Here is an 11,953-nt window from a genome sequence, read left to right as displayed (position 1 = left end):
CCGGGGGGTCAGCGGGCGGGTGGCCCGGTGACGGCCGCCTGCCGTGACTGCGCCGTCGGGGCGGCCGGGGGCGCGGCCTCCTCCCGGACCTCGGGGTCGTGGGCGCGGCGCTTGGCGATGACCGCGCACACCATGAGCTGCATCTGGTGGAAGAGCATCAGCGGCAGCACGGCCAGCGAGGCGTGGGCACCGAACAGCACGCTGGCCATCGGCAGCCCCGAGGCGAGGGACTTCTTCGACCCTGCGAACTGGATGGCGACACGGTCCCCGCGCCCGAAGCCGAGCGCCTTGGCGCCGTACCAGGTCAGCAGGAGCATCACCGCGAGCAGTACGGCCTCCACCAGGAGCAGTCCGCCCAGCCGCACGGCGCTGACCTGGTGCCAGATGCCCTTGACCATTCCCTCGCTGAACGCGGTGTAGACGACGAGCAGGATGGAGCCGCGGTCGACCAGGCCGAGCACCTTCTTGTGCCGTTTCACGAACTCGCCGATCCAGGGCCGCAGCAGCTGCCCGGCGACGAACGGCACCAGCAGCTGGAGCACGATCTTGACGATCGAGTCGGCGGAGAACCCGCCCCCGCTGTTGCCGAGCAGCGCGGCGGCGAGCAGCGGGGTCAGCACGATGCCGACGAGCGAGGAGAAGGAGCCGGCGCAGATCGCGGCGGGCACGTTGCCCCGGGCGATCGAGGTGAACGCGATCGACGACTGGATGGTGGAGGGCACCAGGGTCAGGAAGAGCAGGCCCTGGTAGAGCGGATGGGTGAGCAGCACCGGCACCAGACCACGGGCGGCCAGCCCGAGCACCGGGAAGACCACGAAGGTGCAGACCAGGACCGTGACGTGAAGTCGCCAGTGGCGCAGCCCGTCGACGGCCTCGCGGGTGGAGAGCCGGGCGCCGTAGAGGAAGAAGAGGAAGGCGATCGCGGCCGTGGAGGCGCCGGAGGCCACGTCGGCGGCCGTGCCCCTGGCAGGGAGGAGCGCGGCGAGACACACCGTCCCGAGCAGCAGCAGCACGTACGGGTCGATCGGCATCCGACTGGGCCAGCTCAGGCGTTTCACGGTGCTCCACTTGCGGGTCGGTCAGGGTTCTCGCCCGGCCGCTGCGACCGGGTCTCGCCGGGGCCGGAAGGGCCCCCTCCATCGTCCTCCTCCGGCAGGTGATCGGGAATCCGGTATACCACTCTGACTGCCATCACGTTCCGCGATAACATGTTCGAGTGTACGACCCCACGCACCTGCGGACCTTTCTGGCGGTGGCCCAGACGCTCAGCTTCACCCAGGCCGCCCGCCGTCTGGGACTGCGCCAGTCGACGGTCAGCCAGCACGTGCGCCGGCTGGAGGACGCGGCCGGCCGCCAGCTGTTCGCCCGTGACACGCACTCCGTCGAGCTGACCGAGGACGGCGAGGCCATGCTCGGCTTCGCCCGCCGGATCCTCGAGGTGCACGAGCAGGCGGCGGCGTTCTTCACCGGCACCCGGGTGCGCGGCCGGCTCCGCTTCGGCGCGTCGGAGGACTTCGTGCTGACCCGGCTGCCCGAGATCCTGGAGGGCTTCCGCTACGACCACCCCGAGGTCGACCTGGAGCTCACGGTGGAGCTCTCGGGCACCCTGCACGAGCAGCTGGCCGCCGGAAAGCTGGACCTGGTGCTGGCCAAGCGGCGCGCGGAGGACCCGCTGGGCGAGCTGGTCTGGCACGACGACCTGGTGTGGATCGGCGCGGAACGCCTGCGTCTGGACCCCGACCGCCCGGTACCGCTGATCGTCTACCCGCCGCCGGGCATCACGCGCGCCCTGGCCCTGGAGGCACTGGAGCGCCAGGGCCGCGACTGGCGCATCGTCTGCACCAGCGGCAGCCTCAACGGCCTGATCGCGGCAGCGCGGGCGGGCCTCGGGGTGATGGCCCATTCGAGGGGCCTGATCCCACCGGGCCTGTTCCGTGTCCCGGACCGGGCGGGCCTGCCGGAACTGGACAAGGTCGACTTCGTCCTGGTGCACAGCCACCGACGATCACCCGCACAGAGCGCGGCCGACGCACTGGCCGCGGCGATCCTGACCGGCGGAACCCGCTTGAGACGCCCCTAGCCCCTGAAACGCCCCTGACCGGGGCGACCCGAACGGGCGCGGGGAACCGCGCGCTCGGCCCCCGCCACTCGCCCTCTCAGTGCGACCCCGCGTACGTCAACTGCTTCACCCTCCGCAAAAAAGGCATGGCCTCCACGTGCCGCACCCCCTCCAGCCGCCCCAACGGCCCACTCAGGTACCGGTACAGATCGGCCGAGTCCCGGAACAGCGCGGTGACCACGACGTGCGACGGCCCCGCCGTGGCCGCGGCGAACGCCACCTCGTCATGGGCGGCCAGCGCCTGGCCCACGGAGTGCATCGCGGACGGCGCCGTGGTGATCCACAGCAGCGCGGACGTCGGAAAGCCCAGCACCTCGGAGCGGTACTCGACATCGATGTACACCGCCCCGGAGGCGAGCAGCGCGGTCAGCCGGCGCTTCACCGACGACTCCGAGCGCCCCGTCGCCCGCTGCAACTCCGGGTACGTCGCCCGCCCGTCCCGCTCCAGCGCGGCGAGCAACGGCGCGTCCTCGGGCTCCAGCCGGGCGGGACCCCCGGCTTCCGGGAACGCCGGCCGCAGCGCCGCCACCTGCTCCTCGGACAGCGCCCGGAACTTGCGCACCCAGCCGGCCGGTCCGCCGTAGAAGCGGTGCAGCAGCTGCTGCGCCCGGATCTCCACCACCCTGGGAGTGCGCGGCAGTTTGCCGAGGAGCAGTTCGTCGTGGTCGCCGGGGCGGCGGGGCCGGGTCATGCAGACGATCTCCGTGCCGCCGGAGGCCAGCCCGATCCAGGCCGTGTCGGGGCGTCTGGCGAGCGCGTCGGAGATGACGGTGGCGCTGTCCGGCGCGCAGCGCAGCCGCAGCATCCACTGGTCCTGACCGAGCCGTTCGGCGTCCCGGACCGCGACGACCCGCAGCCCGGCCTCGGCACACAGCCGCCGGTAGCGGCGGGCGACGGTCTGGTCGGAGACACCGAGGACGGCGGCGATCCGGCTGAAGGAGGCACGGGCGTCGACCTCCAGCGCGGACAGCAGCCCCATGTCCAGGCGATCCAGTGTGTCGGATTCCGGCTCCAGCATCGCTCCCCCGTCGCGTCTCCCCGTACCGCCACCCTACGGAGTGACGGAATCGGGCGGGGCGGCGCTGTCCTCAGAGAGCGCTTCGCACCCCGCGACGGACCGGCCGGTAACCGGAAGAGGGCGGTAATCGGGTCGTACAGATTCGGTGGAGATTACGGAGGCGATACCTACTGCACCGTAAGTTTTCTGTCCGACCCTTCCGCATGTGAGCGTATTTTCTGGACGGGGACGCGGCGATAGGCGAGCAATGCTCGTTTTCGCACCCCCTCCCGCGCGGTCTTCCGGTGGGGTAGCTTTCACGGCGCTGTGCGGAGCGTCACTACCGTCACTGTGGAGCGAGAAGCGGGGAGCGGGGTTTGCGCGAGTTCACCAACCCGCCGTCGGCGTCGGCACCGCCGGTCGGCGGACTGGCCGACTGTGTGTTCGAGCATGCCCAGACGGACCCGCTCCACGTCGCCCTGGGCCGCAAGGACGAGCTCGGGCAGTGGCGTGACGTGACCTCCGCCGAGTTCCGCGACGAGGTCCTGGCGCTCGCCAAGGGGCTGCTGGCGCGCGGCATCCGGTTCGGGGACCGGGTCGCGATCATGTCCCGCACCCGGTACGAGTGGACCCTGTTCGACTTCGCGCTGTGGACGATCGGCGCCCAGGTGGTGCCGGTCTACCCGACCTCGTCGGCCGAGCAGTGCTTCTGGATGCTGTACGACGCCGAGTGCACGGCCGCGATCGTGGAGCACGAGGACCACGCGATGACGATCGCCACCGTCATCGACCGGCTGCCGCAGCTGCGCCAGCTGTGGCAGCTGGACTCCGGCGCCGTGCAGGAGCTGTACGACGCGGGCGCGCACCTGGAGGACGAGGTCGTCCACCGGCACCGGCAGGCGGTCACCCCGGACTCGGTCGCCACGATCATCTACACCTCGGGCACCACGGGCCGCCCGAAGGGCTGTGTGCTGTCGCACGGGAACTTCATGTTCGAGGCGGACACGGTCGTCGGCCGCTGGGAGTCGGTGTTCCGCGCCAAGAAGGGCGAGGAGGTGTCGACCCTGCTCTTCCTGCCGCTCGCGCACGTCTTCGGCCGCATGGTGGAGGTGGCCGCGATCCGGCACGGCGTCCGCTTCGGCCACCAGCCGCAGCTGCACGCGGCCGCGCTGCTGCCCGACCTGGCCGCGTTCAGGCCGACGTTCATCCTGGCCGTGCCGTACATCTTCGAGAAGGTGTTCAACGCGGCGCGGCGGAAGGCCGAGAAGGAGGGCAAGGGCGGGCCGTTCGAGAAGGCGGTCGAGATCGCCGTGAAGTACGCCGACGCCGTCGAGGCCAAGGCGTGGGGCACGGGTCCCGGCCCGTCGGCGGGGCTGCGGATGCAGCACCAGCTGTTCGACAAACTGGTCTACGCCAAGGTGCGGACGGCGATGGGCGGCCGGATCCGCAACGCCATGTCCGGCGGCTCCGGGATGGACCGCAGGCTGGGCCTGTTCTTCGCCGGCGCGGGCGTCCACATCTACGAGGGTTACGGCCTCACCGAGTCGACGGCGGCCGCCACCGCCAACCCGCCCGAGCGCACCCGGTACGGCACGGTCGGCCAGGCCATCCCCGGCACCACCGTGCACATCGCGGACGACGGCGAGATCTGGCTGAACGGCGGCAACGTCTTCCAGGGCTATCTGAACAACCAGAAGGCCACCGACGCCACCCTGCACGACGGCTGGCTGGCCACCGGAGACCTGGGCTCCCTCGACGAGGACGGCTACCTGACCATCACCGGCCGCAAGAAGGAGATCCTGGTGACCTCCGGCGGCAAGAGCGTCTCCCCCGGGGTGCTGGAGGAGCGGGTCCGTGACCACCCGCTGGTCAACCAGTGCATCGTGGTGGGCAACGACCGCCCCTACATCGCCGCCCTGGTCACCCTGGACACCGAGGCGGTCGAGCACTGGCTGACCATGCGCGGCAAGCCGCAGATGTCCGCGTCCCAGCTGGTGCGCGACGCCGACCTGGAGACCGAGGTCCGGCGCGCGGTGGTGGCCGCCAACACCCTGGTCTCGCAGGCCGAGTCGATCCGTACGTTCCGTATCCTCGCGCAGCCGTTCACCGAGGAACACGGCTTGCTGACACCGTCGTTGAAGCTGAAGCGCAAGGCGATCGAGAACGCCTACGCCAACGAGGTCGAGGCCCTGTACCGGGCCTGACGCCCCGTCACCCGATGTCGACCCGGAAGATCTTGTCGGATCCGTCCGGCTCGTTGCCGTTGTTGTCGCAGTTGGTGGTGGACAGCCACAGCTGGTCGGCGCCCGGCACCTTGGTCACGGTCCGCAGCCGGCCGTAGGTTCCCACGTAGTACGCCGTCGGGGTGCCGACGTTCTCCGTGTCGCCGTTGATCGGGATGCGCCAGAGCCGTTCGCCGCGCAGTGAGGCCATGTAGACGACGTTGCGGACGATGGCGATGCCGCTCGGGGACGCCTCGGAGACGTTCCAGGTGGCCTTGGGGTTGGTCATCCCGGCGACCGAGCAGGTGCCCTCGCAGGTCGGCCAGCCGTAGTTGGCCCCGGGCTTGATGAGATTCAGCTCGTCCTTGGAGCTGTTGCCGAACTCGGCTTCCCACAGGCGTCCGTCGCGGTCGAAGGCGAGGCCCTGCGGGTTGCGGTGGCCGAGGCTGTAGACGTAGGTGCCGAACGGGTTGCCGGGGGCCGGTTTCCCGTCGGTCGTCATGCGCAGGATCTTGCCGTTGAGGGAGTTCTTGTCCTGGGCGAGGTCGGGTGTCTGGGCCTCCCCGGTGGAGACGTAGAGGTAGCCGTCGGGGCCGAAGAGGAGCCGGCCGCCGTTGTGGTAGCGGTTCTTCTTGATGCCCTGGAGCAGGATCTTGTAGTCGCTGAGCCTGGTGCCGTCGTAGGTCATGCGCACGACCCGGTTGCCCTCGTCCGCGGTGTGCATGAAGTAGACGTAGTGGTTCGTCTCCCACTTGGGGTCGACGGCGACGCCGAGCAGGCCGCCCTCGCCGTTGGTGGTGACGGCGTTCGGGACGGTGCCGATCTGGGTCCGGGTGCCGTCCTTGGTCACCTTCCAGACCCGGAAGTCGTCCCGCTCGGTGACCAGCGCGGTCTTGCCGTCGGGCATCCAGTAGATGCCCCAGGGGATCGTCCAGCCGGTGGAGAGCGTGGCGATGGAGGAGGGCGTGCCGCCGTCGGTGGCGCAGGCCTTGGTGGTGAAGGTGACGCTGTTGCTCGGGCCGGAGACGTTCCCGGCCGCGTCCCGGGCGACCACGTCCAGGGTGTAGGGGCTGTCGCAGGCGAGGCCGGTGAGGGTGGTGGTCGTGCCGCCGGTGACCGTCTTGTAGACGGTGCTCCCGCTGCGGATGTCGTACGCGGTGACGGCCCGGTCGTCGGTGGACGCGCCCCAGCTGAGGTCGGCGGTGTTCGCGGTGATGCCGGTCGCGGCCAGGGTGCCGGGGGTGGTGGGCGGCGTGCTGTCGCTGCTCGGCTCGGTCGTGCAGTCGACGACGGGACTGGCCGGCGAGGTGTTGCCGGCCGCGTCGCGGGCGATGACGGTGAGGTCGTAGGTGGTGTCCGGGGTGAGTCCGGTGAGGGTCTTCGAGGTCGAACTCCCGGACGCCTCACCGATCTTGTTGCCGTGCTCGTAGAGGTCGTACGCCGTCACGCCCACGTTGTCCGTGGCCGCGCCCCAGGCGAGGGTGAGCGCGTCCTCGCCGACGTCGGAGCAGGAGGGCCGGCCGGGGCTGGTGGGGGCCTGGGTGTCGGCCGCCGTGCCGATGCTGATCCGGTCCAGGTTGGGGCCGCCGTTCGCGGTGGTGGCGGTGGCACGGATCCTGTTGCTGCCCGCGGTCAACGGGACGTTCACCGTCTTCGTGGCCCAGGTGTTCCAGTCGGCGGTGGCCGGGAAGGAGACGCCGGAGGCGACGACGGTGCCGTTGACGGAGAGGTCCATCGGCCGGTCGGTGCCGGTGCCGTTGGCGAAGCGCACGGCGAGCGCGGAGGTGCCGGCGGTGGCCGCACTGACCGTGAACTCCACGTACGAGCCCTTGACGTTGGTGTAGTCGACGAAGCCGGTGCCGGTGTACCCGGTGTGGTTGGTGGCGACGGTGCCCTGGGAGATCGTCGCGTCCTCGGCCTGGTAGTCGGTGGCCGCCCGCGCGGTCCCCGGCACCAGGGTGACCAGCGGGACCGCGAGGGCCAGCGGCAGGACGCGGGCCAGCAGGGTTCTGGGTGGTGTCATGACGGTCCTCCTCAGCCCAGCGGCCGGACGCGGATCAGCCGGGTCTCCCCCGGACGCAGGGTCGCGCTGTAGGTGGTGGCGACGGTGCCCTTGTGGGAGCCGGACCACAGGTCGGTGACGTCCCCGGAGCCGGTGAAGCCGGCCTGGGACCAGTCGACGCTCACCGTGGCGCTGCCGGAGGTGCCGGTGTTGAAGAGGGCCACGACGTACTGGCCGTCGGCCTCCTTCTTGCTCCAGACCTGCTTGACCCCGCTGTTCACGATCCGCTTCGCGGCCACCCCGTCCTGGTCGACGCCGATCAGCCGGTCGTTGGTGAGCATGGCCTTGTCGACGGTGTCGAGGTGGGTGAGGTCGGTGCCCAGCAGCAGGGGCGCGGCGGCCATCGCCCACAGGGTGAAGTGGGAGCGGCGCTGGTCGGCGGTGAGGCCCACCTGGTCGCCGTTGCCGATCTCCAGCGAGTCCAGGTCGTTCCAGCCGCCGGGGCCCGCGTACTGCTGCCAGTTCGCCGCCGTGTTGAAGCGGGCGGAGACGTGCGACCAGTCGGTGAGCGGATAGCCGCTGCCGTTGTCGCCGGGTCCGCAGTAGCACTCGACGTCGCCCTGGGTGCGCCAGCTGTTGGCGAGGGACTTCCAGGTCGGGGCGTCGGCGATGGCGAGGTTGTTGGAGAGGGCGAAGGTGATGGGGCGGCCGGTGGCGCGCAGGGCCTTGGACCAGGCCTGGACGTCGGGGATGTCCTGGCTGCCCACCCCGTCGATCTTCAGGTAGTCGACTCCCCAGGAGGCGAACTGCTTCGCCCAGGAGTTCACGAAGTCCTGGGCGCCCGGCTTGGAGTAGTCGATGTAGTACATGTTCTTGCAGTTGTAGTTCTTCTCGGTCTTCGAGGTGTCCGCGATGTCCTTCGCGTGGTACGAGGTGCCCTCGATCGGGGTGTTCGCGGTGACGGCGTTCTTGGCGATGCCGGGCGTCACGTAGAAGCCGAACTTCAGGCCCTTGGCGTGGATGTGGTCGGCCAGGGCCTTGATGCCGTCGGGGAACTTGGCGGTGTCCACGGCCCAGCGGCCGTAGGAGTCGACGGTGAAGCCGTTCGCGTCGCACTTCTGCCAGAAGTCGTCCAGGTTGACCTGGAGGAAACCGTGGTCCTTCAGGCCGCTCGCGGCGAGCGCGTCGGCCTGGGCCTCGATCTTGGCCTGGGTGGGCCACCGGCGCACGAAGCTCCAGCTGCTCCAGCCCACCGCGGGCCGCAGCGACTGGCCGTTGTCGGAGGCGGCGGCCCGCTGGCCGGTGCCCACGAGTGGCACCGCGGCCACGGCCAGCAGTGCGGCGGCCGTCGCCGTCAGGGTTCTGGTTCGGGTCACGGGCGTGCTCCGTTCACGGGTGTGGCGTAGGCGGTGCCGATCCATGCCTCGTCGACGCGCAGCCGCTGGTAACGGGTGGTGTCGGTGGCGGCGGCCCAGGTGGAGTCCACCTCCAGGCGGACGTAACGGGCCGTGGCGGCGGTGAGGTCGATGCCCTGGATGCCGCGGCGGCTCGGCAGTTGCCCGGACTTGACCGCGCTGCCCCAGGTGGTGCCGTCGTTGCTGACGTACACCTTGTAGTCCTTGATGCGCGCCGACTGCTCGGTGTCGGAGCGGGCGTAGGCGACCGAGTCCTCGCGCTGGTTGAGCCCGAGGTACTGGACCTTCTTGGCCGAGCCGAGGTCGAAGGTGAGGCTGACGGGCAGGGTCTTGTTGTTGTCCCAGTAGGTGAGGAAGTCCCCGTCGCCGACGGCCGAACCCGCGTGCCCGCTCGCGGCGGCGCTCGCGGTCACCTTGACTCCGGTGAGGATGCCCTGGCGGCCGGCTGTGACGACCTTGAAGACGGTGTCGTACGGGTCCCAGTCGCCGAGCCCCGTCAGGGTGAGGACGCCGCCGGACTGCGACCACGAAACAGCCGCGCCGGTACGGAGGTTGGTGACCGAGGCGATGCGGTAGCCGTTGTCGCGGACGCGCAGGGTGCTGGTGGTGGGCGGGGTGAGGACGTGGATGTACTGGCGGTTCGGATCGTCCTTGCCGACGGTGGTGACGCCGTGCGCCCCGTCGTTCCAGAAGCCGGGTTTGAGGCCGCCGTACATGTACCCGCCGCCCTCGGTACCGTGCAGGGACTCCCAGACGGGGTCGAGGTAGGAGTCGGCGAAGTTGTTGAAGGCGGCCTGGTTGGCCGGGAACTTGCCGTTGACCTGCGCGGTCTCGGCCATCAGGGCCTTCACCGAGGAGCCCGCGTTGGTGACGAGGCGACCGAGGGTGAGCATCTTGTCGACGGTCGGGTCGGAGCCGTCGTACCACCAGGCGCCGGTCGAGGGCAGCTTGAAGTCGGCCTCGGTGAGGCGGGGCTGGGCCGTGTAGACGGCCTGCGGGTAGTCGTAGGCCGGTGTCATCCCCGTCTTCTGCTCATTGCTGATCATGTCCATGATCGGCGTGTCCTCGTTGTTGTTGCTGAGCGTGTAGTTCGGCCGCTTCTGGTAGATCTGCTGGTAGAGGTCGTGGCTCTCCCAGTACGCGTTGTCGTTGTCGATCCAGAAGCCGCCGAGGTCGGGGTAGCGGTCCATGACCTCGAAGAAGTTGTCGTAACTGAACTGCCCGAAGCCGTCGTTGGTGGTCAGGTCGACGTTCTTGCCCTTGTAGGCGGAGTAGGCGGCCGAGTCGAGCCACTCGTGACCGCCCTCGTCGTGCCACTGCGGGTCGTTGGTCATGTAGAGGATGACCTTCATGCCCTTGGCCTTGGCGGCGGTGATCAGCTCGCCGAGGAAGTCCCGCTTGGTCGAGCAGGAGCCGGGGATCTTGGAGGGCCAGGGGCGGGCATAGCCGAGGCGGCTGTGGAAGGTGGCGAGGACCAGGTACTGGGTGTGCAGTTTCTGGGCCTCCTTCACCCAGTAGTCGGGGGTCCAGCCGCCGTTCGTGACGTCGTTCTCCCAGGCGGTGCAGCTGGTGTGGGCGGGCGCGGTGCGCAGGCCCCAGTGCAGGAAGAGGCCGCCGACCGAGTTGCGGAGGAAGTCCTGGCGGGGGTTCTCCAGGTCGAGCGGTTTCACGGCCGTACCGGAGCAGTCCTGGCCGCCGGAGACGCGGAGCGCGCCGCCCGAGGTGTTGTGACTGTCCGTCAGGCACGCTCCTGTGACGTCCTGGAGGCCGACGTCGTACGGGGAGTCGCTGCCCTTGCGCGCGGTGAAGCGGGTGAGGCGGAGGTCGCTCGCCGCGTTGGCGATGACCGCGGGCCGGCCGTCGTCCGCGGCGAACTTGACGCTGCTGTCGGTGAACTGGACGTGGTCGGCGTTGTGCAGGTACCAGCCGTAGGCGGGCCGGGTGCCGATGGCCTTGGGGTTGTAGTCGGTGGGGTCGTTGCTCGGCACGCCGGTGGACATGGTGCCGTTGCCGCCGGGGACCGTGATGTCGACGTTGTCGAAGGTGACGCCGTTGATGCGGTGGCCGCTCTCGCCCCACAGGGTCGGGCTGAAGGAGGGGCTGTTGCCGGTGGCGGTGATGTCGTCGTACGTGATGTCGCTGATCGATCCGACACCGGGGCTGTTGCCGCAGCGTTTCCGGGTGCCGATCTTCTCCATGATCGGCGAGTGCACGTTCGTCATCGTGATGTCGCGGTAGTGGACGTCGGAGATCTTCGCGCCGTCCATGGAGACCATGCCGAGGCCGGACTTGTCGGCGCCGTCGATGCGGATGTTCTCGAACCGGTAGTCCGAGAAGTCGCCACAGGTCTCGGAGCCGAACATCAGGGCGTTGCAGCACTTGGCGCCCAGCGTCGAACCGCTCACCCGGACGTGCCCGTTGGGCAGTTTCGCGCCGAGCGCGTAGTCGCTCTTGAAGACCAGGGCGTCGTCGTTGGCGTGGATGGTGGCGTTGGTGATCGTGGCGTTCGTGGTGGAGATGACGTTCCAGCCGTCGCGGTCGCTCGCGGTGTCGATGGTGAGGTGGTCGGAGGTCACGTCGGTGCAGCCGTTGATGAGGGCCGCGAAGTGACCGCCCCGGCGGAGGGTGAGGCCGTCACCGATCCGGAGGCCGTCGCACCGGGTCAGCGAGATGATCTTGTCGGCCTCGCCGGTCTTCGGGTTGCCGGTGATCAGGTTGCCCGCGCCGTCGATGACGCCCTGGCCGACGAACCCGATGTCGGTGAGCTTGTCGCCGTAGATCATCGCGTCGTGGAAGTGGCTGTGGCCGTAGTCCTGGTAGGCGTCGTACGGGTTGGACTCGGCCTTGTCGTAGGTGTCCGCGCTGGAGCCCTGGAGGGTGGCGCCCTTGTCGAGCTGGAGCGTCACATGGCTCTTCATGTGGAGGGTGTTCTTGGACTTGTAGGTGCCGGCGGTGAAGCGGACGGTGCCGCCGCCCGCCTCGTTCGCGGCCGTGATGGCCTTGTCGACGGCCGGGCTGTCGTTGCTGGAGCCGTCCCCCTTGGCGCCGTAGTCGCGCACGTCGTAGACGGCGCCGGCGCGTGGTGCGGCGGTCCTCGGGGCGGCTAGGGCGGCGGGGTGGGAGAGGCCGAGGACGACGGCGAGGACGAAGAGGACGATCGCGGCGGCACGGTGCCGTTCGGCGGTGGGGGGTTTCATG

General features: G+C 69.8%; 7 protein-coding genes. 2 read left to right on the top strand and 5 right to left on the bottom strand.

Features of this window, described 5'->3' with window-relative positions; all coding sequences use genetic code 11:
• Window positions 1-8 precede the first annotated feature (8 nt).
• Window positions 9-1,031 (bottom strand): bile acid:sodium symporter family protein, encoded by a 1,023-nt coding sequence (locus AAW13_RS09650; RefSeq protein ID WP_206306186.1) that lies wholly within the window; start codon window positions 1,029-1,031, stop codon window positions 9-11.
• 185 nt (window positions 1,032-1,216) lie between these two features.
• On the opposite strand from AAW13_RS09650, the gene AAW13_RS09645 reads away from it, so the two are divergent.
• Complete coding sequence (locus AAW13_RS09645; protein ID WP_046730186.1) at window positions 1,217-2,080, top strand: LysR substrate-binding domain-containing protein; 864 nt, start codon at window positions 1,217-1,219, stop codon at window positions 2,078-2,080.
• Window positions 2,081-2,156: 76 nt separating this feature from the next.
• Here the strand turns inward: AAW13_RS09645 and AAW13_RS09640 are convergent, their stop codons facing one another.
• Window positions 2,157-3,137 (bottom strand): Lrp/AsnC family transcriptional regulator, encoded by a 981-nt coding sequence (locus AAW13_RS09640; protein WP_206306179.1) that lies wholly within the window; start codon window positions 3,135-3,137, stop codon window positions 2,157-2,159.
• A gap of 356 nt (window positions 3,138-3,493) precedes the next feature.
• Here AAW13_RS09640 and AAW13_RS09635 point away from each other — a divergent pair, with 356 nt between their 5' ends.
• Window positions 3,494-5,320, top strand: coding sequence for an AMP-dependent synthetase/ligase (locus AAW13_RS09635; protein ID WP_046730185.1), 1,827 nt, complete (start codon window positions 3,494-3,496; stop codon window positions 5,318-5,320).
• Between the two features lie 7 nt (window positions 5,321-5,327).
• Here AAW13_RS09635 and AAW13_RS09630 read toward each other — a convergent pair whose 3' ends face one another.
• The 3 genes from AAW13_RS09630 to AAW13_RS09620 are packed head-to-tail and all read right to left on the bottom strand — an operon-like array spanning window position 5,328 to window position 11,952.
• Window positions 5,328-7,361, bottom strand: coding sequence for a PQQ-dependent sugar dehydrogenase (locus AAW13_RS09630; RefSeq protein ID WP_046730184.1), 2,034 nt, complete (start codon window positions 7,359-7,361; stop codon window positions 5,328-5,330).
• Window positions 7,362-7,372: 11 nt separating this feature from the next.
• Complete coding sequence (locus AAW13_RS09625) at window positions 7,373-8,716, bottom strand: glycoside hydrolase family 27 protein (RefSeq protein ID WP_046730183.1); 1,344 nt, start codon at window positions 8,714-8,716, stop codon at window positions 7,373-7,375.
• Window positions 8,713-11,952: a glycosyl hydrolase family 28 protein gene (locus AAW13_RS09620; RefSeq protein WP_240528584.1), complete on the bottom strand. Its 3,240-nt coding sequence runs from the start codon at window positions 11,950-11,952 to the stop codon at window positions 8,713-8,715. Before AAW13_RS09620 ends, AAW13_RS09625 begins: the two co-directional genes overlap by 4 nt.
• Window position 11,953: the final 1 nt, after the last annotated feature.

The organism is Streptomyces humi, assembly GCF_001005085.2.
GTDB classification, from domain to species: domain Bacteria; phylum Actinomycetota; class Actinomycetes; order Streptomycetales; family Streptomycetaceae; genus Streptomyces; species Streptomyces humi.
Note: the sequence above shows the minus strand (reverse complement) of the source record. Positions and strands in the feature narration are given on the sequence as shown.